General features: G+C 66.9%; 17 protein-coding genes and 4 pseudogenes. 13 read left to right on the top strand and 8 right to left on the bottom strand.

From position 1 onward, the window contains the following. Positions 1 to 536: 536 nt before the first annotated feature. Positions 537 to 806 carry a hypothetical protein gene (locus HUA74_RS44535; RefSeq protein ID WP_174459445.1) on the top strand — a complete coding sequence of 90 codons (270 nt, stop codon included), beginning with the start codon at positions 537 to 539 and terminating at the stop codon, positions 804 to 806. A 103-nt stretch (positions 807 to 909) separates the two neighbouring features. Here HUA74_RS44535 and HUA74_RS44530 read toward each other — a convergent pair. Next, positions 910 to 1299 (bottom strand): annotated as a pseudogene (locus HUA74_RS44530) (aromatic amino acid lyase); the annotation flags it as partial. A 228-nt stretch (positions 1300 to 1527) separates the two neighbouring features. On the opposite strand from HUA74_RS44530, the pseudogene HUA74_RS46280 reads away from it, so the two are divergent. After that, positions 1528 to 1674 (top strand): annotated as a pseudogene (locus tag HUA74_RS46280) (hypothetical protein); the annotation flags it as partial. 128 nt (positions 1675 to 1802) lie between these two features. Here HUA74_RS46280 and HUA74_RS44520 read toward each other — a convergent pair. Continuing rightward, positions 1803 to 2013 (bottom strand): annotated as a pseudogene (locus HUA74_RS44520) (transposase); the annotation flags it as partial. A gap of 419 nt (positions 2014 to 2432) precedes the next feature. On the opposite strand from HUA74_RS44520, the gene HUA74_RS44510 reads away from it, so the two are divergent. From HUA74_RS44510 to HUA74_RS44500, 3 genes and pseudogenes are all read left to right on the top strand, one after another. Beyond that, on the top strand, positions 2433 to 3257 hold the full coding sequence (locus tag HUA74_RS44510; RefSeq protein WP_141647442.1) for a helix-turn-helix transcriptional regulator: 825 nt from the start codon (positions 2433 to 2435) through the stop codon (positions 3255 to 3257). 36 nt (positions 3258 to 3293) lie between these two features. Then, positions 3294 to 3911: a hypothetical protein gene (locus HUA74_RS44505; protein ID WP_174459444.1), complete on the top strand. Its 618-nt coding sequence runs from the start codon at positions 3294 to 3296 to the stop codon at positions 3909 to 3911. A 437-nt stretch (positions 3912 to 4348) separates the two neighbouring features. Next, positions 4349 to 4741 (top strand): annotated as a pseudogene (locus tag HUA74_RS44500) (lectin ESA-2); the annotation flags it as partial. 386 nt (positions 4742 to 5127) lie between these two features. On the opposite strand, the gene HUA74_RS44495 reads toward HUA74_RS44500, so the two are convergent. Beyond that, positions 5128 to 8175, bottom strand: coding sequence for a hypothetical protein (locus HUA74_RS44495; RefSeq protein WP_174459443.1), 3048 nt, complete (start codon positions 8173 to 8175; stop codon positions 5128 to 5130). A 487-nt stretch (positions 8176 to 8662) separates the two neighbouring features. Here HUA74_RS44495 and HUA74_RS44490 point away from each other — a divergent pair, with 487 nt between their 5' ends. The 5 genes from HUA74_RS44490 (at position 8663) to HUA74_RS44470 (ending at position 12726) form a co-directional block, all read left to right on the top strand. After that, complete coding sequence (locus HUA74_RS44490) at positions 8663 to 9082, top strand: cytochrome c oxidase assembly factor Coa1 family protein (protein WP_174459442.1); 420 nt, start codon at positions 8663 to 8665, stop codon at positions 9080 to 9082. A 393-nt stretch (positions 9083 to 9475) separates the two neighbouring features. Continuing rightward, a complete protein-coding gene (nrfH, locus tag HUA74_RS44485; protein ID WP_174459441.1) occupies positions 9476 to 9994 on the top strand; it encodes a cytochrome c nitrite reductase small subunit in 519 nt (172 codons plus the stop codon). Continuing rightward, positions 9991 to 11469, top strand: coding sequence for an ammonia-forming cytochrome c nitrite reductase subunit c552 (locus tag HUA74_RS44480; protein ID WP_174459440.1), 1479 nt, complete (start codon positions 9991 to 9993; stop codon positions 11467 to 11469). The genes nrfH and HUA74_RS44480 overlap by 4 nt, the downstream gene beginning before the upstream one ends. 320 nt (positions 11470 to 11789) lie before the next feature. Further along, entirely contained in the window at positions 11790 to 12212 is a 423-nt protein-coding gene (locus tag HUA74_RS44475) for a hypothetical protein (protein ID WP_174459439.1), read from the top strand. Positions 12213 to 12378: 166 nt separating this feature from the next. After that, the gene (locus tag HUA74_RS44470) at positions 12379 to 12726 is read left to right on the top strand and encodes a hypothetical protein (protein WP_174459438.1); all 348 of its coding nucleotides are present in this window, start codon (positions 12379 to 12381) and stop codon (positions 12724 to 12726) included. 53 nt (positions 12727 to 12779) lie between these two features. Here HUA74_RS44470 and HUA74_RS44465 read toward each other — a convergent pair whose 3' ends face one another. The 5 genes from HUA74_RS44465 to HUA74_RS44445 form a co-directional block, all read right to left on the bottom strand. Beyond that, positions 12780 to 13430, bottom strand: coding sequence for a M23 family metallopeptidase (locus tag HUA74_RS44465; protein WP_254614547.1), 651 nt, complete (start codon positions 13428 to 13430; stop codon positions 12780 to 12782). Continuing rightward, positions 13430 to 14296 carry a PD40 domain-containing protein gene (locus HUA74_RS44460; protein WP_174459437.1) on the bottom strand — a complete coding sequence of 289 codons (867 nt, stop codon included), beginning with the start codon at positions 14294 to 14296 and terminating at the stop codon, positions 13430 to 13432. Before HUA74_RS44460 ends, HUA74_RS44465 begins: the two co-directional genes overlap by 1 nt. A 176-nt stretch (positions 14297 to 14472) precedes the next feature. Next, positions 14473 to 15729 (bottom strand): glycosyltransferase family 4 protein, encoded by a 1257-nt coding sequence (locus HUA74_RS44455; RefSeq protein ID WP_174459436.1) that lies wholly within the window; start codon positions 15727 to 15729, stop codon positions 14473 to 14475. Between the two features lie 438 nt (positions 15730 to 16167). Further along, entirely contained in the window at positions 16168 to 16992 is an 825-nt protein-coding gene (locus HUA74_RS44450) for an SDR family NAD(P)-dependent oxidoreductase (RefSeq protein WP_174459435.1), read from the bottom strand. A gap of 156 nt (positions 16993 to 17148) precedes the next feature. Then, positions 17149 to 17901, bottom strand: coding sequence for a hypothetical protein (locus HUA74_RS44445; RefSeq protein WP_174459434.1), 753 nt, complete (start codon positions 17899 to 17901; stop codon positions 17149 to 17151). Between the two features lie 215 nt (positions 17902 to 18116). On the opposite strand from HUA74_RS44445, the gene HUA74_RS44440 reads away from it, so the two are divergent. The 3 genes from HUA74_RS44440 (at position 18117) to HUA74_RS44430 (ending at position 20869) form a co-directional block, all read left to right on the top strand. After that, a complete protein-coding gene (locus HUA74_RS44440) occupies positions 18117 to 18566 on the top strand; it encodes a hypothetical protein (RefSeq protein ID WP_174459433.1) in 450 nt (149 codons plus the stop codon). Between the two features lie 63 nt (positions 18567 to 18629). Next, positions 18630 to 19289 carry a hypothetical protein gene (locus HUA74_RS44435; protein ID WP_174459432.1) on the top strand — a complete coding sequence of 220 codons (660 nt, stop codon included), beginning with the start codon at positions 18630 to 18632 and terminating at the stop codon, positions 19287 to 19289. A gap of 80 nt (positions 19290 to 19369) precedes the next feature. Beyond that, positions 19370 to 20869, top strand: coding sequence for a hypothetical protein (locus tag HUA74_RS44430; RefSeq protein WP_174459431.1), 1500 nt, complete (start codon positions 19370 to 19372; stop codon positions 20867 to 20869). Positions 20870 to 21381 lie beyond the last annotated feature (512 nt).

Raw genomic sequence — 21381 nt, 5'->3', positions numbered from 1 at the left:
CAGGTTTTCTGCGCACACAGAGCCGAACGAGAGGTGCCCCTGCTCCCTCTTCCCGCCCGCTCCGCGCCCGCCCGCTCCGCGCCCGCTTGCTCCTCAGGCTGATCGCGAATCACGAACTTCGGTTTAGCAGTGGGCGCCGGTGGGATCAGCCCCCCCTCTTCACAGCGTGACGGGAAACTCGTCTTCGTAGGGACCCGGCTGGCGCCCTTGGACGGACCTGCCGGCATGGCGCAGACGAGGGCCTTCGTCTTCTCCAGCTCGTATCAGCAGGATCTGGGGCTACCTCGACCATGACTCCGCGTGACACTTCCTCTCGAGGCAGGTTGGACAGAAATCCTATCCAGCACCAACGCATGCTTCCGTCCGCATTGTTCAGCAGGCGTTCTGCCGTCTGCCTTGCCGCGAAGATAGGTGTGCCCTTCGGCTCCATTCCGAAGTTTCTTCGTTGCTGGCGATATCAATATGGATATTCCAGCAAATCTGCTAGTCTGGTTTTGCAGTAAACCTATGAGTTGTCTTGAGAGAGAGGCATGCGGATGGGTAAGCTCTTCAGTGGTGCGTTGTTCGCGGCGGGGCTGATGTTCGCGGGCTGTGGTGGTACCCAAGCGGACGTGAAGGAGGAGAATCTTGCCTCAAGCGAGGGTGAGCTGCTGGTGTGTGATGGGGCTGAGTATTACCGTCGCGACTATTACACCAACGCCACCTACTCGACTTTGGCGGGTGCGCGCGGCTGTGATTGCGACGCAAACTCCCTAAATTGGGGAACTGTGACGGCGTACGTGATCAGCTGGGACTCCCCCTGCTAGACAGCTGAATTCGCCTGCGGAATGAAGAACGGCCCGCACGGAGTCCTCCGGAGTGGGCCGTCGTGTCTTCGAATGACAGGCGTTGGAACTGGCTCACTACCTAAATGTCCTTGCGCGGCTCGCGGTCCTTCTCCATGTGCAGCACCTTCTCGTAGGCCGCCAGCATGACGTTGCCAAGTTTGACGGGCAACCGGAATTTCAGCGCCTGCGCCGCCACCAGCATCTCGATGGACAGGCACGAGCGAGCGAAGGCCGAGACCTGCCGCCCCTCGAGCGCCGCCGTCGTGCCGTGAGCAATGGACTTCACGGCCCACCGACGACGTAATCAAATCCATTGACGCCATATGGCTGAGCACGTGCGACTCGACCGCCAGCGCCGCGCTCGTCACCTGCGCAATCATGCAGCCCGAGTTGAGCCCGGGGTTCTTCGCCAAGATGCCGGCAGCCCCAACAGGGCCGGGTTCACCCACCGCTCTAATTGCCGCTCGCTGATGAAGGGGATCACCTCCTCCGCACCTGCTTGAAGGACGCTCAAGGCGTCGAAGGAGTTCAGCAAGGGGTGTGGGTACGCAAATTGCGGTTCCTGGCGTCGAGCCTGGACGACTACTCGCGCAAGCCGGGCTTCGACACGACGGCGGTGCTGGTGGAGCACCAGGAGTAGCTCAGTCCGTTCAAGCAAAAGCACCGCGACGGCACGTACCTCGAGTTCGCGTTCACCCACCTGGATCGGTACTCGGCAGCGTACTCCACATTCCTGTGGTCCTCCGTCATCGCCAAGGACTTGGAGAGGGAGTTCCAGAAGCACGGGCACCTGGACCGTGAGACGGCGATGAAGTACCGCCGCACCGGACTCAGGCCCAGCAGGGCCAAGCCCGCCGCCCAGCTCGTAAAGAACTTCCCGGCCGCAACTACAGCTTCAACGCGTATCGCGCGTACGTGGACGCGGCCAAGCAGGCCGCCTCGCGCCGGACGCCTTCAACGGTGTGATGCCGCTAATGCGGTACTGCTCGCCCAGGAAGCGGGCCTGCTCTCGCCGTTGCTGCTGGGGGCGCCACTGCCACTCCCCTTTAGCTGCTTCTTCCAATTGAGGATGCTCTGCTCGGTGCATCCGACCTCTCGCGAGACTCTTGCCGGACCGGCCGGGTTTCATCAGCTCGACGACCCGCTCGCTGAACTCCGGCGGGTATGGGGGGGGTGACCTCGCCATTGTGGAACCCTTTTCGCACGGCGGGTGGGACTCCACGAAACCGGCTCCCCCGAACTTCCCGTGGGCCGGAGGTTCAGACGGTGAGCAACACGCGACGACGCAGCAGGTCAAAGCTGGCTCGGCCACACGTCTGACGCTCGAGAAGCTTGAGCTTCGTGATTCGGCCCTCGGCCTTGGCGTTACTCCAGAGAGGGGGCAGTGCAGCCCGGACGGCATCTTCGCGTCCCGTTGACAGGCCGCGCTCCCATCAGGTGTGTGGCAGGAGCCTGGGCCGGTTGGATCGAGCCGCTCGGCCCTCCTCTTCTTCGTGCTGGGGCGGCCCTGCTCGCGCGGCTGGACGTGGCGCAGGGCCAGCGCGCGAGGCGTAAGCCTGCCTGCGGGCTTCACACGCGCCCCGCCCGGGAGGATGGTGGAGACCCATGGCCCAGCTGCTGACCCTCCTCGAGTCCGAGCAGTTCCGCGTGCTCGACTCGCGCTGCCGGCATCCGCGCGCGGGGCCCGCGGAGGAGCGAGGCGGGGACCCGGGACACCTGGTGCTGCTGCGCCGCGGCTGCTTCAGCTACCACCGGGGGCTGCGGCGCTTCGTCGCGGATCCCTGCACCGCCCTGCTGCACCACCCGCGCGTGGACTACCGGGTCGGCCATCCGGGCGCGGAGGGAGACGATGCGACGGTCATCAAGCTCGCACCGGAACTCTTCGACGAGCTGTGGGGCCGGCGTGGCCCGGACCATCCGGAGCTGGGGCTGAGCGCCGCGGTGCACCTGCGCCACGCGCGCGTGTGTGCCGCCCTGCGCGACCCACGCGGAGACCGGCTCTCGCGTGAGGAGACGGTGTTCGCACTGCTCGAGGTGGCCGCTTCGGACAGGCAGCGCGCGGAGGCCCCTGCGCGCGGAGACCGGGGCGCACGGCGCCGCACGGTCGGCCGCGTGCGCGCACTGCTCGCGGCCCAGCTCTCAGCGAACCTCTCGCTCGACACCGTGGCGCAGGAGGCCCGCTGCTCACCCTTCCACCTCATGCGCCTCTTCCACGCGGAGACGGGGCTGTCCCTGCGCGCCTACCGCCGCCAGCTGCGGGTGCTCACGGCGCTGCAGCGGCTCGCGGAGGGCGAGCAGGACCTCGCGCGGCTCGCACTGGAGCTGGGCTTCTCGCACCACAGCCACCTCTCGCAGAGCGTGCGCCAGGTGCTGGGGAGCAGCCCCGCGCGCCTGCGTGCGGAGCTGCAACAGGTCCGCGCAGGTTCCTGACAGCGGGGCGGCGCGCACGCCTCTAGCTTCGCGTGCATGAACCCCCTCCACCTGCTCCGGCCGCTGCTCTTCGCCTGCTTGCCCGCACTCGTGTTGTACCCACTCCCGGGGATTGCCCAGGATCGCGAAGCCTCTGCGCCTGCCCCGCGCGATGGCCAGCGCGACTTCGACTTCGAGATCGGCACCTGGCGCACGCAGCTGAAGCGGCGCCTGCGCCCGCTGACGGGCTCGAACACCTGGGTGGAGATGAAGGGGACCACTGTCGTGCGCAAGGTGTGGAACGGCCGCGGCAACCTCGTGGAACTCGTAGCCGACGGCGAGGGTGGGCGCTTCGAGGGCCTCAACCTGCGCCTGTACAATCCGCGGACGCGCCAGTGGAGCCTGCACTTCGCGAACAGCCGCGACGGCACCCTCGCCGTACCGACCGTGGGCGAGTTCAAGGAAGGACGCGGTGAGTTCTACGCCCAGGAGCAGCTCGACGGGCGCGCCATCCTGGTGCGCTTCGTCATCTCGAACGTGACGCCTACTTCCGTCCGCTTCGAGCAGGCCTTCTCTGACGACGGAGGCAAGACCTGGGAGGTGAACTGGATCGCCCAGGACACGCGGGTCGACGCGGCGGCCGGCAGGACGAAGCAAGGCGCAGTCACCGATTGAGGCAGCACGGCTGGCTTCCGAGGCGGGCCCTGCCGACCGAGGGCACGGCTGAGGATATGCGGGTGGAACATCATGAACGCAGGGCTGAAGCGACGTCGCCGCCGCCTCTGCCTCTTCTCCGACATCGAACACCTGGACCTGACGGTACGTGCCCGTCCAGTCTGCCCGGCTCGGAACCTGACACACCTTGGCGACGGCGCGCGCCATGACGATGCCGCATATCGCCCAGAGACCCGGGACCTGAGGGCTAGACACAATCACATACCAATCGACCACACATCGACACTCGACGACTTTCACATCAATCCCAGGCGCTCACCGACTTATTCTCCGCGCACCCGAAGGCAGCCCAGCCGCCCCCGCCCGGACTGAAATCGCACTGAGGACTGCCCTTGGGCATCCGACCCACAAACAAAGGAATGCCAGGCATGTCTAATTACAAGGTCCAGAACCAATGGGGTGGCTCGTCGGCTCCTTGGAATCCGGGGGGCAACTGGGTGATTGGCGGCCGCGAGAAGCAGAACGTCGTCGCGATGAAGGTCACCTCCAGCGATGGCGGCCAGACGCTGACCGGGAGCATGACCTACAACGGCGAGGGGCCCATCGCCTTCCGCGCCACCCTCACCAGCCCGAACAACTACGTGGTGGAGAACCAGTGGGGTGGGCCGACCGCGCCCTGGAATCCAGGTGGCACGTTCGTCCTCGGCTCCCGGCAGGGGCAGAACGTCATCGCCCTCGACCTGACCTCCGGCAACAGCGGGGAGTCACTGACCGGGACCATGACGTACAACGGTGAGGGCCCCATCGGCTTCCGCGGCAACATGGGCTGACGCCGCACCCGATGACACTTCCCGGCGGGCCCACGTCCAGGGCCCGCCCCTCACTGAGTTGGAGTCCCCTGAAGGGCTCCCTCATGGAATCGTGGTCATGAGAGGCAATGGATACTTCCTGCAGAAGAACTGCATGAAGCCGCCGTTGTTGATGTCGGCCTCCATGCACTACTTGAAACGAGTAGGACTTGCCCGTGGAGTATGACGCATCAGAGCGGTGGGGGCCCTGCTGACTGAGTCGGGAGATGCGAGGCAATCAACGAGCGTCGCGATCAACGGCTCAGGACGCGCCGCATCCTGAGGTCCACGGCTGGCTCCATGCCCCCACAGGGCGCCCGATGCACGCGGCGCCCTGCCCCGACCGCTGCGTTCAGCGACGGCTCACCTCAGTGGACGCGACCCGCCGGCAGGTTGGAGGGCGGCGGGAAGCCAGGCACCGCGGGCCGGACCGATTCACTCGAACCCGAGAGCATCGACGTGCCCAGGGTCTCCATTGCCCGAGCGAGAGGATTCGCCACTGGCACGCCACACACGAGCGACGTCATGTCCGCCTGGCGCCGAACCAGGTCCGCGAAGGTTCGCGTCACGGAGGGGTCGAACCGATCCGGAATGGGCCCAGACGTCACGAGGAAGGGAGACAAGGCCGACGACACTCCCTCGGCGCGAGGGTGCACGTGCAAGAAGACGGTGCCCGTCTCCCCTCCGTGACAGCCACTGCAGGTGTTCAACGAGAACTTGTGGCGCGCCTCGGTGGAGACCTGCGGCACGGCCCACGCGAAGTTGGGGAACGTAAACGCGGAGCCCGCGAGCAGGGGTTGGTTCTCGAAGAACTCCGGGACGGTGTGCGTCTCCGTGAGGATGGAGGACAGGTTCAGGTTGACATAGTCCGCCAGGGTGCGCGAGCCGTCCCAGAACAGGGTGGGCGAGAGCGCGACGTGCGCGGGCATCAACCCTCCAGGGCCCAGGTGAAACTCACGCAGCTCCCAGAGCGGCACCAACGCGTTCTCGTTGGTGCGGACCTGGTGGATGGCGCTGCCCAGGTGCGCGCCCCGCGCGACGAAGGACTTCGTGAAGCGGCTCGTGAGTGCCTCGAGCTTCTCGTTGTAGCCGGGGCTCCCGACACCGATGCGCCCCAACTCGTGCCAGTCCCGCGCCCAGCGCTGGAACTCATCCGGTGAGCCTCCGGGCAGGATGTATTCCAGGATGACGGTGAACGGCAGTGGATGGCCGTTGGGGTCCGTCACGCCGAACACGAAGCGCCCCTCGCCCGCGAACTCGCCCTCCTTGCGCAAGTCCATCCGGTTGACGATGGCCAGCAGACGGAACGGGGCCACGTTGAAGTCCAGGGAGGGTCCCGGCCCACTGCTGTTCTCCCACGGCTGCAGCACCATCCCCGCCATGTTGGGCCGCGCCCCGACCTCCGTCGCACCGATGAACTGGTCCGACATCCAGGTGGACAACCAGTCGCGGACCAGGTCCGACGGGTCCTGCCCGCCGTTCATCTCGCGCATGAGGTGACCGAAGGTCCACACACCGTCACCCGTGGTCCTCAAGGGGTCATCGACCACGGAGAGGTCGGTGATCATCAGCTCGGACGAGATGTCCACGCCACACGCCAACGGCGCGCACGCACTGGGGGACTCGCAGCCGTTGGCCGCGCTGCCGTCACAATCGAACGTGCCCACCACACAGCCCAGCCCGCAAGTCCCCGCGCCGCACACGGCACGGGCAGACGGAGCGCCAGCGCACACGGTGCCGCAGGCCCCGCAGTTCGCCTCGTCCGCGAGCAGGTCCCCCTCACACCCGTTGGCCGGATTCCCGTCGCAGTCCGCGAAGCCCATGTCGCAGCCCACCGGCACCGGAACACATGCGGAGCGATTGCCCACCACGTCGCGCGCATCCGCGAACAGCGGCCCGAGCCGCTGGCCCGGCGTCAGCGCCATCGTCACCGAGCCATCCACGCCCACCACGAAGGGACCTGATGGCGAGAACAAGGTGGCGCACGCAGCATCCATGAAAAGCGTGACTCGCGAGTCCACCTCCCCCATCGCGCGGACCAGCCCCCCGGTAGCGTTCCCATCGACGGGAATGAAGCCCGGCATGAACCGAGGCGCGGGAGGGGCGATGCCGTCGTGCCGGTAACTGATGGCCGTCGAACACGCCGACACGTTCCCCGCAGGGTCCATGGCCCGCGCGGAGATATCCGTCACCGTGTTGGCCGTGACAGTCACGGAAGCAGAGAACGCGCCCGTGGAGGCATCCGCCACGGCGCTCACCGCGACAGGCGCCACGCAGCCCGAGCCCTTGAAGACTTGAACGGTGCCTCCCTTCTCCGCGGTGCCGCGCACCTGAGGCGTGAGCGAGTTGCCCGGAGACACCGGCTGGAACCCCGTCAGCACAGGCACCGCCGGGGCAACGCTGTCCTGCACGTAGCTGATGGCGGTGGCACACGCCGACACATTCCCCGCCAGGTCCACGGCCCGCGCGGAGAAACTCGTCGTCGTGTTGGCCGTGACAGTCACGGAAGCAGAGAACGCGCCCGTGGAGGCATCCGCCACGGCGCTCACCACGACGGGCGCCACACAGCCCGAGCCCTTGAAGACCTGAACCGTGCTCCCCTTCTCCGCGGTGCCGCGCGCCTGGGGCGTCAATGAGTTGCCCGGTGACACGGGTTGGAAGCCCGTCATCACGGGCGCCGCCGGAGCCATGCTGTCATGCACGTAGCTCAGGAGTTGCGAGCATGCGGACACATTCCCGGAGGAGTCCGTCGCCGTGGCGGTGAAGACCGTCGTCGCGTTGGGATTCACGGGGACAACCGCCAGGAAGAGCTGCTCCGTTCCCGCGGTGACCGAGACCGCTGGCGTCCCCGAGCAGTTGGCGTTGGGGTAGACGCGCACCGTCGACCCGGTCTCCGCGTTTCCAATCAGATTGGGGTTCGAAGTGGTGGACGGTGGGGCCGGGGTGAAGTGCGCGAGGACAGGCGCCGTGGGGGGCGTCGTATCCGGCAGACAGCCGAGCAGTTCGAGCCGCCCTATCGAAACAACCTCGATGCCCGCGCGCGAATCATTGTCATCCGTCACGTTGAGGCGGAACTTCGGGTAGGTCGCGGTGGCCGCCAGGGTGTACACACGGCGCTCCGTGCCCCCCCAGTTCACTTCGTTGGTTCGGGTATCCACCACCACCCACTGTGAGCCATTCCAGCCCTGGAGCGTCCAGGCCTTGGGCGCGCGAGACGTGAGCGAGCCATTCGAGAAGCGGATGGCGTAGCGGATGATTCGCCGCGGGCCGTCCGCCCATTCGTAGCCAATCCACGCGGGGCTCTGCTGTAGCCCGGAGATCCACATCGAGCCGGAGCTATCGACCTCATCGAATGCCAGCCAGGCCTCGTAACCGGGGCCGAAAGCCCCCGAGCGAGTCACGATGCCGACGGGCAACGTTCCGCTCGTCATCACAGGGACCTGGCTGCTCCCGCATGTGATTTCCTGGGACTGGTGGGCCAGGTCCGCGCGAGGCGCCTCCGGTGCGTCGCCCTCCTCCGGACCAGGTCGACATCCCGGAGCACACACTACAAACAGGGTGCCCACCATGAGCAAGCGCCGCCACGACTTCATGAATCGCATGTCACTCCCTCGGCCGTCTGCGGAGACCACGAGCCGTGCGGTCTGTCGCCACTTCGTGGTTCCACCCGGCTATCTACGCCGCCGAGACAGGCGTCTTGCGCGGGAAGGGCTCAATCCCCTCTACGGCGGGACGAAACCGTCGGGCCGAGGGATGAAGCCTCCCGGGCCCCATCTCCATCCCGGCCGCCATGTCGATCGGGCGTGCCCATTCCCGCCAATCGGAGACTCGCCCTGCCCTTCCTCCCGAGACTGGATGGGAACGCGGTTGATGGCTCCGGATGTTGTGGAGGACACTGGGCAGATGCCTCGGCCCTCCTCGCGTCCCGTCAGCCTCTCGAAACGCGCGGTTCAGGGCGTGCTGGCGCTACTGGTCCTCACGGTGGCCTATCAGGTGTACGACCGGATGAGGCTGCGCATGAGTGGCGCACCCCGGGCCGCGCTGGAGAAACTGGCGGCGTGCACGGAGGCTCGCAACCTGCTGGGCGAGCCCATTGACGCGGCGTGGTGGGGCTGGTCCTACGGATACCTGAAGGTCCCTCGGAAGAGTCAGGCCTGGTCCGCGACCTCTGGCCGGGTGGACTGGCGAATGCCAGTGGCGGGGTCGACCGGTCGTGGAGTGCTCCACTTCCAGGGCGAGAAGATCAACGGCTTCTGGGTGCTGGAGGGAATCCTCGAGACCGAGGGCGCCGCGATACAGACGCACGGGTGCGCGGCACTGTAGGGCTGACGTCGTCCCCTTCCACTCCCCGTCGACTCTCGCGAAAGCGCTGACACGGCATGAGCGCGCGCTCGGTGTTCCACGCGCATGAGTGAAGTCGCGCGGAAGGAGTTGGAGCACGGGACGGAGCCTCTGCTCAAACGTCACGCCGCCGGTCCTCGCGGTAGATGCCGACGCGCGGGAGTCAGTCCATGAGAACGCACTCGCGAAAACGACGCGCCAGCGGCGCAAAGGCTGCGCGGCGCGCAAAGACTGCGCCGTAGCGCGCAAGTGTTGCGCGTCATCACGAAGCGCCGCGCCCGGAGCCACACTCCAGCAATCCGACAGGCCTCACCATCCGCACGCGACAGCAACATCCCACTTCCGCGTAGCACGAGCATTGCTAGGTTGCCCTGCGTGCCCCCCGCCTCCCGCACCGTGCTGGCCGTGATCCTCGGGATTGCCATCGGTGTGGCGGTTGGCCTCGGCGGCTTCACCTTCGTGTACGCGAAGGGCTCGTCCTACCTGCAAGACGACCCGGCCGCCTGCGCCAACTGCCACATCATGAACGAGCAGTACGAAGGCTGGCGCAAGAGCAGCCACCACGCGGTGGCCACCTGCAACGACTGCCATACGCCTGCGGGTTTCCTGCCCAAGTACTACACGAAGGCGAGCAACGGCTTCTGGCACTCCTACTACTTCACCACCGGCACCTTCCCGGACCCCATCCGCCTGCGTCCGGGCAATCGCGTGGTGACGGAGAACGCCTGCCGCAAGTGCCACGGTCCCATCGTGGAAGCCATTGAAACGCCCCCCACGGGCCACGAGCAGGTGGCCCCCAGCGAGCAACTGCAGTGCCTCACCTGCCACAACTCCGTGGGCCACCCCGAAGGTTCGGGGAACCCCGAGCTCATCCGTAAGGAGAACGCACGATGACCGAGCCCGAGAAGGCCCCGGAGAAGCGCCGACGCTTCAGCGGCACCAGACTCGTGGTCGCGGTCGCTGTCGCCGCGGCGCTGGCCGCGGCGGGTGTCACCGCGCTCCTGGTCAACATCATGGAGCGCAAGCAGGAGGCGAGGAACCCCTTCTACCGGGTGGTGGAACTCGACGACACCATCACGGACCCCGCCGTGTGGGGGAAGAACTTCCCGCTGCAGTACGACGGCTACAAGCGCACGGTGGACCAGCAGCGCACCCGCTACGGCGGCAGCGAGGCGGTGGCGCGCACGCCCACCCAGGCGGACCCCCGCTCGGTAGTGGCGCAGAGCCGGCTCGAGGAAGACCCGCGACTGGTCACCATGTGGAGCGGCTATGCCTTCGCCACCGACTTCCGCGAGGAGCGTGGCCACGCGCACATGCTCGAGGACCAGGTCTTCACCGAGCGCCAGCACGTAACGCAGCAGCCGGGCACCTGCATCCACTGTCACGGCAGCGTGTACGTCCCCTACAAGAAGCTGGGCGACGGGGACCTCATCAAGGGCTTCGAGAAGATGAACCAGATGCCCTTCGCCGAGGCGCGCAAGCTCGTGGAGCACCCGGTGTCCTGCATCGACTGCCACGACCCCTCCACGATGCAGCTGCGCGTCACACGCCCCGGCTTCATCGAGGGCATCGCCGCGCTCAAGGCCAGCCAGGGCGTGCCTGACTTCCGCGTGAATGAGCACGCCACGCGCCAGGAGATGCGCACGTACGTCTGTGGGCAATGCCACGTCGAGTACTACTTCAAGGGCAAGGAGAAGCGCCTCACCTACCCCTGGGCCAAGGGCATCAACGTCGACCAGATCATGGCCTATTACGACGAGGACGGGCACACCGACTGGACCCACAAGCTCACCGGCGCGAAGGTCCTCAAGGCGCAGCACCCCGAGTTCGAGATGTACAACCAGGGCATCCACGCGAAGAGCGGCGTGGCCTGCGCCGACTGCCACATGCCCTACCAGCGTGAAGGGGCGATGAAGATCAGCGACCACCACGTGCGCAGCCCGCTGCTCAACATCAACCGCGCCTGCCAGACATGCCACAAGTGGAGCGAGGCGGAGCTGCTCGACCGCGTGGAGACCATCCAGACGCGCACCTTCGAGACTCGCAACATCGCCATGGACGCGCTGGTGGACCTCATCCACGACCTCGAGAGCGCACAGAAGGCGGGCCTCCCCGAGGAAGCACTGGCCAAGGCGCGTGACTTCCAGAAGCGCGCCCAGTTCTACCTGGACTTCGTGGAGGCGGAGAACTCCATGGGCTTCCACGCGGACCAGGAGGCGGTGCGCATCCTGAGCAACTCCATCAACTTCTCGCGCCTGGGCCAGAACGCACTGCGGCCCGGCGGTGGAGCCTCCACCGCGCCGAACCAGCGGCCACCGGGAGCCCCCAAGGCCACCGGGAGCGAGGGCACGCGACAGGGCTCCAGGTAGCCACGGGTTGACGCACCTCCGGTGGAGGCAAGGCCATCTCCGTCTTCGTGAACGAAAAGGGCATCACGAAGAACGTGCCTGGCACCACGTCGGACCGGTGGTTCCCGAGACCCGGGCAGCTTCCGACGCGGCGGACAAACGCGTCCTCGAAACCCGGCAGGACATGTCCGAGCACTCCACGGGCCAAAGGAGAAGCCGCTCCATCTTCTTCCGACTGGACGGAGGGACCCTTGAGCATCGGCCCGCTGAGCGGGGACTGCATGTAGCATCGGCCAACTGGCGCCGCCCGACAGAACGGCACTTGGATTAGACTGACGGCCATGAACCGTCAGACATCGCGACACCGCTGCTTGCTGGGGTTGACCGTCATCGTGCTCACCACGGGCTGCGCCAGTTACAAGAGTGACATGGACAACCTCTGCCACTCCGTGGAGCGCTCGAAGGCCCGCGACCTGCCCATCAAGGAGGAGGACGTCCTGACCATCGCGGCATCCTGGGCCGGCGAGCGCGCTCGCTCCGAGGACGGCCTGGCGTTGCTGAATGCGGTCGCCCATGTCGAGCCCGGGAGCAAGGGCCGGGTCATCCGGGATGCAGCGAGGGAGGCGGGAGTCATGAACTGCCCGTTCGCCGATGAACTTGAAGCCTCCGTCCTCGCGGACCGGGCGCAGCGGGAGCGTGAGGCGTTGCTTCGCGAGCAAGCGCGGTCAGCGAAGGAGCCCACCGCGCCGACGCCAGCACCGTAGGCACGGCCTCTCGCGCGCGGGTGCGCTGCATCAACGCGCACTCTCCCCCCGCTGGCAGGCATCGTTCACGTCCCTGTCTCTGGCCCCCCCGTTTGCGAGGCTCCAGCGAGACTGGTAGACGCTCTCCAATCCCGCCGCTTTGGCGGGTCTGACGCGGAGAGCCTGGATGAACAGCCTTGGACGTCTTGCAGTGGTGTGTGGCCTGTTGACGCTGATCGGTTGCGGTCCGGAAGCCCCTGTCCCGGAGGCCTCGGAGGAGGCCACCACGAGCCAGACCGCCGTCCCCGTGGGCCATCCCATCTGCCCGGAGGTGATGCCTCCGCTGTGCGAGGACGGAGACCTCTACCCCATCTACTCGGGCAAGTGCCTCATCGGCTTCAACTGTGTTCCCCATGTTGTCGCCAACGCCATCTGTCCGAACCCGGTCTATCCGGCCCCGGGCTTCTGCGAGGACGGCGTCATCACCCCCGTGTACGTGGGCGGCTGCATCGTTCGCTATACCTGCACGCGGTAGTCCCCCGCGCGCCCGCCCACCGTGGGTTGCGTGGGCGGGCCGCATCCACACCGCTACTGACAGGCGATGCCGGGCAGGCCCCGATACGCGCCCTGCGACGTCCACCGCGTATACGGCGTGCCGCACGAGCCCGCGTACGGGTCATCCGTGCCGTAGCCCGGCACCCAGTATTCGAAGTGCAGGTGTGGACCCGTGGAGGCACCCGACGAGCCCACTCGCGCAATCCAGTAGGCGCAGTCGAGCGACGTGCCCCGGGCGAACTGCTGCGTGTAGGCCTTCAAGTGCCAGTACCAGGTCTGGGTGTTATCAGGGTGCCGCATGATGATGTAGTTGGCTGTGTAGAGGCCGCAGGCGGCGTAGGGGTTGGACTGGTTCCAGTAGTTGCACCGGTCGTAGTACCCATCCACGTTGGACTCGATGTAGCCCCGCGCGGCATTCATCGCCCAGACGCCGTAGTCCATCTTGCTGAACCCGCCGACCAGCGCGTAGTCCGTGCCCGTGTGGCCGCTGTAGCGCACACCACCACAGGCGTAGTCCCGGCCACCGTAATCCTTGTACGCGCTCACGGTACACCCGCCGTTGCCACACTGATCCGCGAGCTGCGACGCGGGAAAGCGGAACATCGTCTGCGCGGAGGACAGGGCCGGAAGGGCCAGCAGCGAAAAGGCCAGCGCCACCGTGAGCTGCTTCAGCATCGCGCGCATCACTTCTCACCTCCCAGGTCCGCGGAGGCCGCGCCCGTTCGCACGTTCAGCTTCCAGAACTCACCGCCGCCCGCGTTGTAGCGGAGCACGTCGTCGCTCAACCACTCCATGTGATGACTGGAGACGGGCGGTGGCACGAAGCCCTTGGGCGGGCCGCCATACAGCATCGTGCTGTCCATCCCGACGTTGGTGAGTTGCTTCGGCGCCGAGCCATCCACGTCCGTCACGTAGAACGACGCCACGGTGGTGCGGCCGGACACGAAGACCACGGTCCTGCCATCCGGAGAGATGCTGGGCGTCGCGTCCACGCCGGGGCCATCCGCCAGCACCTTCACTCGGCCCTTCATGTCGATGATGCCCACGGAGGTCTCGTGCTTGGGGCCACGGGACATCGCCAGCGTGGCCACCAGGGCGTCGCCCTTCGCCGTGGGGAACAAGTCTCCACCCACGCCTTGCGCCAGCAGTCGCTCCCCGCCGTTGGCATCGCGCAGGCGCAGGTTGCCCTCGCCATCCAGCAATGCCACCTCGGGGCCTACCGTCCGGGCCTCGCGGTACTTGAACTCACGGGCCACCACTCGCACCGCGCCCGTGGCCTCGTCGTACTGGACGATGGCCAGCAGCGGCAGCTCGTCCGTGCCCAGCGCCTCGGCGGGAATCTCCGCGACCACGCCCGCCAGCATTCCCTTGCCCTGCCCGAAGAGGTGGACGAACCGGGCCTTGGGTCCGAACTCCTTCGCGACGGCGGGAGCGATGAAATCACGCGCCTTCGTCACACGGCGCAGGTCCGCCGGATTCATGCGGTCCGCCGCGGAGGCACTCGCAGCCGCCAGCGTCAACACGGTGAGTGCCAGGAATTGTCTTCTCATGTCGCTCCAGGGGTGAGGGGTGACCCATTCGATGATGTGTGACGAATGGGTTTTCCTACCGCACGGGAACGAGTTGCTTGGAAACCAATGATTGCTTGAGCGCGTAAAATTGAAGACAGGGTGTGTTTCTCGGCTCCTCGGGTCGCGGATGTTTTCAGTCCGCGCGGTCGCGGCGTTCAGGCCGCCGCTTGATCGGCGCGGGGGGCAGCCCCCTGCCACGCGGCCTGACGTTGAGGCGCGCGCGAGGCATGAATGGCATCCAGCAGTCGACGGCCCGTCTCGCGGTAGTCAAAGGAGCGCACAGCCCGTTCGCGTGCGGCCCGCGCCATCCGCTCGCGCAGCGCCACATCCTGCCCGAGCCGGAGGAACACGTTCGCCAATCCCTCTTCATCCCCCTGCGCCACCAGCAGGCCCTCCGCCCCGTCGGAAATCATGTCTGGCGTGCCCCCGATGATGGAGCAGACCGGGGGGACGCCACACGCCATGGCTTCCATGACCGCGACGGGAGAGGCCTCGCCGAGACCAATACTGGAGAGCACGAAAGCATCGGCCCCGTGCAGCAACTCGATCACCGCGGCTTCTCCGAGCGGCCCCACCAGCTTCACGTGCGGCTCCAGCCCGAAGCGGGCAATGGACTGGCGGATCTCCTGCTCGTGCGGCCCCCGTCCCCCCACGGTGAGGTGTGCTCGAAGCCCTCGGTCCAACGCCTTGCGGAGTGCGGCTAAGGTATGGACGTGGCCCTTGCAGAGGTGCAGCCGCCCAACGGAGACGAGGTGAAGGCCGCGGGGGGACTCCACGCGCTGCGGCGGAGGAACGAAGCGGTCGGTGTCCACCCCCATCCACAGGGTGTAGGTACGCTCCGGCGGCAGCCCCACGTCCTCGATGAGTTCGCGCTGCATGGGGCGCGCGGCGGCGGCCACGAACGTGGCGTCCCAGGCCTTCGCGGCGTGGTCCGTTCCATACACAGGCAGATCGCCGTGGAGGTGGAAGCTATAGCGCGGACCGCCGAGGATTCTGCAGAGCGCGAGCACGTGCGCGGCGTCCGCGGCGGAATGGCCATGAATGTGGTCCAGCTTCCGCTCGCGCGAGTAGTGGAGGAAGTCCACCGCGCACGCCAGCATCCCCAGTGCTCTCGCCTTCTGCTTCACGTTCACCGAGAGCCTGGAGACATACGCGAGGGCCTTCGCCATCCCGGGGAAGTCCCGAGGCGAAAGCAGCGCCGACGAGAGTCGGGGCGGGTAGAGATACGTGGTCTCGGAGGCCGCGCGCTCCGCCCATTCATGCGGACATCCCTCCACCGGGCGTCGCGTGGAGAAGACGTGTACCTCGACGCCAGCGGCGCGCAGGGCGGTGATCTCCCGCCAGAAGAAGGCGTGGGTTTGCGTGGGGAACTCTGGGATGAGCATGCCCAGACGAAAAGGGGCGACCGTCATGGCCCGCGTTCTATCCAGAAGTGTCCACGCCATGGAACAGCCAAAGCACGACGGACCCGAAGTGGTGGAGAAGTGTGCAGTGCAAACCAAAAATAGACGGCCTCATTCGCGCTCGCGATGTGGTGCCTCCCTGGGTCTTGCCTACCCCCAATCTCCACCCATGGCACACGGCTGAGAGTCAATCCATGTCCAGGAAAATATGCGCCGTCATTGTCGTCACGCCGCGAGGGCCCATTGGCGTTGGGTACCCGGGGTGCCTGAACGCCCTGGCGCGTCTGACAATTTTGACAGGGAGGGGATGAGCACCTGACGTTGGCAGCGAGCCTCGAGCGTGCGCGAGGGCGGCCCGGCGCGCGCGGCGTCCTTGAACCACGGACGCCGCGGGTCAGCTCAGGCGAGCATCGCTTCCGCTCTCAGGACGACGGACTCCAACCGTTGTCAGGAGGAGCCTTCCGCGAGACGGGTGAGGCCCAGCGTGTCCGCATAGCTGTGCAGGCCGCGAATGTGATTGCCACCGTCAACCGCGAGGGTGTCCCCGGTAATCCATGACGCGAGGTCGCTGCAGAGGAACGACACCACCTTTGCCACGTCCTCCGGCTCGCCACACGGCTTGCCGAGCGGAGTGTGGGCAAGAAACTCCCGCCCCATCGCCCCGGTCAGGAGCCCAGCCCCCTCAGCCAGAGGGGTGCGGATGGCTCCTGGTGCCACGACATTCACGCGGATGTTGTACCGCCCCAGCTCCGAGGCCGCGACCTTCGAGAAGTTCGCGAGCCCCGCCTTGGAGGCGCAGTAGTGGGCGAGCCCGTCCGTCACGGCCGTCTGGTTCAACGAGGAGATGTTGACGATGGAGCCCGGCTGCTTCGCGGCGACCAGCGCCTTCGCCAGTGCCTGGGTGAACAGGAAAGGGCCCTTGAGGTTGATGGCCAGAACCTGGTCGAACTCCTCCACCGGCAGCTCCAGGATTGGGCGGAGAGTGGCCGAGCCTGCGTTGTTCACCAGGATGCCCGGGAGGCCGAACTCACGCGTCGCAACCTCGATGGCCCGCGCCACGTCCTCCACATGGACCACATCTCCCGCGAAGGGGACGGCCCGCGTGCGCCCCTCCGCCACCCGGTTGAGCTCCACGGCGGCCGCCTCCACCTTCTCCCGGGTCCGCCCGAAGAGGAGCACGTTGGCTCCGTCTCGCATGAGCCGCGAGGCGACTCCCAGCCCGATGCCCTGCCCTGCTCCTGTCACGATGGCACTGCTCGACACCAGCTTCATGGTGGCTCCTGTCTCCAAGTTTCAGGTACAAGCCTAACAGCCCGGTGGCGGTCTGACGCCGCGGCGCTTCGGCCTGGGCGTCCACTCCTGTCCGAAGAGTCAAAGCCGAGCGACCTGGCGCGGCCGTGTGAATAGTGTTGAGGGTCGCCCAGCAGCTCAGCGCGGCCCCGCCACGAAGGCGCGCAGGTCCGCCACCAGGGCGGGGGCATCCACGAGACGGGCCGGAGAGAGCATGCCCGGGGGAGCCTCCTGCTCTTTCGCCAGCCGATGCGGCGGACCCCATGAGCGGCCATCATCCCGCGTGGCATACGAGAACCACAGCGTGCGAGGCTTTTCGCCGGTCCGCTCCAGTCCCGCCGAACCCACGAGCACGCCGCGGCCTCGCGCGCTGATGTCCAGGTCGTGGACTTCGAGATACTCGCCGTTCCAGGTGGGCGCGTTCAGCTCCCTTGGAAAGCCCAGCGTCGCACACGTCGCGGTGACGAAGTCGTCGTCCGAGCGGACGACGGTGAACGACTGGCCCGGGTCTCCCATCTGTCGCTGGGTGATGAGGATGACCTTGTGACTCGAAGGTGACACGTAGAAGCCGACCTCTTCCTCTTCATGGCGGGGAACCACCGCGCGCCAGCCCTTCGGGCCCTTGATGAAGAGCACCATCCCACTCGCCGCTTCGGCGGCTTCCCGCGGCTCGCGCAGGTAGCTCAGCTTTCCGACGAGCAGGTCCTCGCGCGTCGCGACACCCTTGAGCCCGAGCCGCGCCGCGTCGTTGACGAACTGCTCGGTGAGCGGGCGCACACCCGCGCAGGCGACTTCGGCCTCCTGGGTGGACTTCTCCTCGCCCGCCCATCCCGTGGCCGCGAGAAGGACGGCCGCCGACGCAGCACCGATGACAAAGCCCTGCTTCCTCATGTGCTCCACCTCTGCCGCCATCAGAGTGGATCCAGCTCGGGGTGTCGAGGTGCTGGACACGGATGGCGAAGGAATCCCGTCGCCCTCGTTCGATGACAAGCAGATGCGATGCCCTCACATGGCGCCCCCGCCTCTGGCTTGTCGTGAGTATTCGAGCGGGCAATTCGCACTCGAGCTGTAGGCCTATCGAAGTGTCTCTCTTTCCTGGAGGTCCCATGTCCTCGATTCGTCCCCTTGTCGCGGGTGCAGTCCTGTTGTCGATGGCAGTCCCGGGAGCGGCGTTCGCGCGCGCCGCGTCTGGCTTCCTTGGCAGTCCCTACAATCCGGCGGATGCTGGTTGCTTCAGCAACTACTACGGCTCCGCTCGCAACAACTGCTCCACCACGAGGAGCTGGTGCATCCCGGCGGTGGTCGACCCCGCTGGCTCGTATACCGTGAATGTCGTGGCGTACGCGCCGAACACGTCCGCGACGGTGGGCTGCTACGCAACGGGTGTGGATGACGCGATCTCCGCCGTCTGGACGTCCGGGATGCGCTACGTGTCGTCCTTCGGATCGGGCGCGCGGTACATCACCCTGACCGGCGCCTATGTGCCGGGCAACGGGCAGCTCTTCGTCTGCTGCGACGTCGGCCCTGGCGCGGGCGTCAACGGCATTCTCTGGTAGGGATTGCCTGACGGGAACGGCCCAGGTGTGGCCGTTCCCGTCATTTCCGAGCGGAGCGCGTCAATGAGAGTCGAGAGAATCATCGTGGGCACGCTCCTCGTCGGGAGCCTGGTCATCCAGGGGCTGCATGCCCAGAATCAACGCGAAGCACTGGCCCTCCTTCGGGATGAACTGGACCGCGTCTCCGTCTCCGTGGAGAAGCTGCAGCGGGTTTCCTCGGCACGTGGAAGCGAGCCCCTGGCCCGGTTGACACTCGCGCCCGTACGGCAGGCCCCGCCGACAGCCGCCGTCGCACCCGCCCACGAGTTGGACGAGCCCCTGCCCCCGCCGCCCCCGGCCGCCGTTCCCTTCGACGCCAATGCCGCGCGCGCCCACGTGGAGCGGACTTTCGAGCACGAGTCCTCCGACAGCGGTTGGGCCTCTGAAGCGCAGCGGGAGATTCGTGAAAACCTGTCGTCCCACCTGCCAGCGACCGCGTCCGTGCGTGACTTGGATTGTCGCGCGACGCTCTGCCGTCTGGAGGTCGACTTCCCGGTGGAGACAGACTTCCAGGAGGCCATGGGCCGGCCAGGTGCCATGGCGCGCCTGTGGAAGGGACCGAGCATGGCCCGCATCGACAGAGACAGCACTCGTGGGTCCGTGACGGTCGTCGGGTACCTCGTCCGTCCGGGCCATCCCATGCCGGTGGAGGCCCCCAAGGGCTCTCTGTCCACTCTCGAATAAGGCCTCATCTCAAGGCCTGATTGGCGAACGACGTCACGCATCGCACCCTCTGTCGGTTCTGGGCCGGAGAGGAGCATGAGATGAGCGCCAGTCATTGGTCTGTCCTGTTGACGTTGGGCCTCGCGGGATGTGGTGCGCCCACCCGACTCGAACTCCAGGGAGCGGGCCTGACGCCGCTCCCGGAGAATGCCTCGGTGGCCCGCACGAGCGAGAGCGCTCGCGAGGACTCGCGCCACGCGTGCCCCGGCGCCGCATCTCGCCTGAAGGTCGTCATCCCCCCCGGGTCCGGGGCCTCCATCAACGGGCCCTTCCCGGAGTCGTTCGTCGACGTGCGAGGGAAGCTCTACTTCGCCACCAACCTGTTCGACGGCAGCGCGGCCCTGTGGCGCAGCAACGGCACGGAGGCCGGCACCGTCCCGGTGAAGTCGTTTCCCGCCGCCCCGGTCGGCATCCCCGCGCTGAGAAACCTGTTCCCCGTGGGCGACCAGGTCTTCTTCCAGTTCGACGAACCCGCCACCGGCCGGGAGCTGTGGGTCAGCGATGGAACCGAGACCGGAACCCGGCTCGTCAAGGACCTCACGCCCGGCCCCGAGGGCACGTATCTCGCGGCCGTCGCCTCGCAGCGCGGTCAGCTCACCTTCCTGCGGCTGTGGTCCTTCGCGCCCGGCAATCCTCAAGTGGAGCTGTGGCGCTCGGATGGGACGGCCTCGGGCACGGTGCGGTTCGCGAACTTCGGGACGAGCTCGACTCTTGGCAACGTGTCGCTGCGGGTGGGCGACAACCTGCTCTTCTTCCTGGCCTCGCCCGAGCAGGGCACCGCGCTGTGGCGCACCGACGGGACCGCGAGCGGAACCCAATTCGTCAAGAAGCTCGATGCCCAGGTCGTCAATCTCACGACCACGGGACAGGCGGGGGCCGTGGGCCTGTTCCTGTTCAAAGACGGCGCGAACACGGAGGTGTGGAAGACGGACGGCACGGCCTCGGGCACCCTCCGGCTGGACGCGTTCGGAAAGAGCGTCAACCTGCTCGGGGCGCTGCACGACACCGTCTACCTGTCCTCGGTGGACAGCACGACGATGCTGATGCGCATCGAGAGTCTGTCCCTCCAGGGCGGGGGCAAGGCCTCCGTCACCACGCTCCCCAATCCGTTCGCGGGCCAGGAGGCCGCCTACCCCTACCCGCAGCAGATGGCCGTCTCCGGGGACCTGCTCTACTTCTCCGTGGCCATCGCCAGCCCCGGCCCCCCGCCCCGCGCCGCGACACTGTGGGTCTCGAACGGAACCGCCGCGGGCACCCTCCCACTCTCGGAGTCCCTGAGCCTGAGCGATGAGTACGCCTCGCCCTTGTTCCCGACCGGTGACGGTGCCGCGCTGTTCGTCGCGTCGACGACCCACACCAGCCTGGAGCCCTGGTTCACCCAGGGCACTGTCGCGACGACCCGGCTCCTCGCGGACATCCATCCGGGTCCTGCTTCATCCATCCCCGATGGCTTCGCCCGCGTGGGTGATCGCATCTACTTCCGCGCCGTGGACGACACCGGCTCCTATCAGCCGTGGTTCGTGTCCTGTCCGCGAAAGTGACGCGCCCCGTCTCCATCCCGGCCTCCGGAGTCGTGCGCAGCAGGAGAAGATGCGGCCCTCCCGGTCGACGTGGGTAAGGCCTCGGACAGAGGCGTCCCAAAACAGGACCCTCACACGCTGGCGCTTCTCACGAGCGCGATGGGAGTTCCACTCTCGCGCACGGGACAGCAGGTGGGCCTCCGCTTCGCGCGGCGGGCCACCCGCATCGCGGCGTTCGGCCAGACATGAAGGGGTTCTATCGGTGGCGCTCCGCTTCTTCTTTCATGAAAAGTATTTCCATGAAGAAACCCTCGCGCCACCAACCCCCTCCTGATTCCGAGCGCACACTGGAATCAACCATCCCGCGGAAGCAGCTCCCTTCCATTGCCAGACACTTCACAGCCCCCTAAACCCCTTCAGGGAAGTCGGGTTAGGGGCTGAGGGTTATGCCATGGAGGGGGGCGTCCATGGCGTGGCAGCCAAAGCACTGGACAGTGCAGCAGCTTGAGGAGCGGCGGCTTGCGGCCGGGAAA

The sequence above is a fragment of the Myxococcus sp. CA051A genome (genome assembly GCF_013336705.1).
Classification (GTDB): Bacteria; Myxococcota; Myxococcia; order Myxococcales; family Myxococcaceae; genus Myxococcus; species Myxococcus llanfairpwllgwyngyllgogerychwyrndrobwllllantysiliogogogochensis.
This window is presented reverse-complemented; position numbering and strand designations above follow the sequence as displayed.

What these genes read in the sequence shown, in the direction of transcription:
- HUA74_RS44535 (WP_174459445.1), top strand. Translation starts at nt 537, where the DNA reads ATGGGTAAGCTCTTCAGTGGTGCGTTGTTCGCGGCGGGGCTGATGTTC.
- HUA74_RS44510 (WP_141647442.1), top strand. Translation starts at nt 2,433, where the DNA reads ATGGCCCAGCTGCTGACCCTCCTCGAGTCCGAGCAGTTCCGCGTGCTC.
- HUA74_RS44505 (WP_174459444.1), top strand. Translation starts at nt 3,294, where the DNA reads ATGAACCCCCTCCACCTGCTCCGGCCGCTGCTCTTCGCCTGCTTGCCC.
- HUA74_RS44490 (WP_174459442.1), top strand. Translation starts at nt 8,663, where the DNA reads ATGCCTCGGCCCTCCTCGCGTCCCGTCAGCCTCTCGAAACGCGCGGTT.
- HUA74_RS44480 (WP_174459440.1), top strand. Translation starts at nt 9,991, where the DNA reads ATGACCGAGCCCGAGAAGGCCCCGGAGAAGCGCCGACGCTTCAGCGGC.
- HUA74_RS44475 (WP_174459439.1), top strand. Translation starts at nt 11,790, where the DNA reads ATGAACCGTCAGACATCGCGACACCGCTGCTTGCTGGGGTTGACCGTC.
- HUA74_RS44470 (WP_174459438.1), top strand. Translation starts at nt 12,379, where the DNA reads ATGAACAGCCTTGGACGTCTTGCAGTGGTGTGTGGCCTGTTGACGCTG.
- HUA74_RS44465 (WP_254614547.1), bottom strand. Translation starts at nt 13,430, where the DNA reads ATGCGCGCGATGCTGAAGCAGCTCACGGTGGCGCTGGCCTTTTCGCTG.
- HUA74_RS44460 (WP_174459437.1), bottom strand. Translation starts at nt 14,296, where the DNA reads ATGAGAAGACAATTCCTGGCACTCACCGTGTTGACGCTGGCGGCTGCG.
- HUA74_RS44455 (WP_174459436.1), bottom strand. Translation starts at nt 15,729, where the DNA reads ATGACGGTCGCCCCTTTTCGTCTGGGCATGCTCATCCCAGAGTTCCCC.
- HUA74_RS44450 (WP_174459435.1), bottom strand. Translation starts at nt 16,992, where the DNA reads ATGAAGCTGGTGTCGAGCAGTGCCATCGTGACAGGAGCAGGGCAGGGC.
- HUA74_RS44445 (WP_174459434.1), bottom strand. Translation starts at nt 17,901, where the DNA reads ATGAGGAAGCAGGGCTTTGTCATCGGTGCTGCGTCGGCGGCCGTCCTT.
- HUA74_RS44440 (WP_174459433.1), top strand. Translation starts at nt 18,117, where the DNA reads ATGTCCTCGATTCGTCCCCTTGTCGCGGGTGCAGTCCTGTTGTCGATG.
- HUA74_RS44435 (WP_174459432.1), top strand. Translation starts at nt 18,630, where the DNA reads ATGAGAGTCGAGAGAATCATCGTGGGCACGCTCCTCGTCGGGAGCCTG.
- HUA74_RS44430 (WP_174459431.1), top strand. Translation starts at nt 19,370, where the DNA reads ATGAGCGCCAGTCATTGGTCTGTCCTGTTGACGTTGGGCCTCGCGGGA.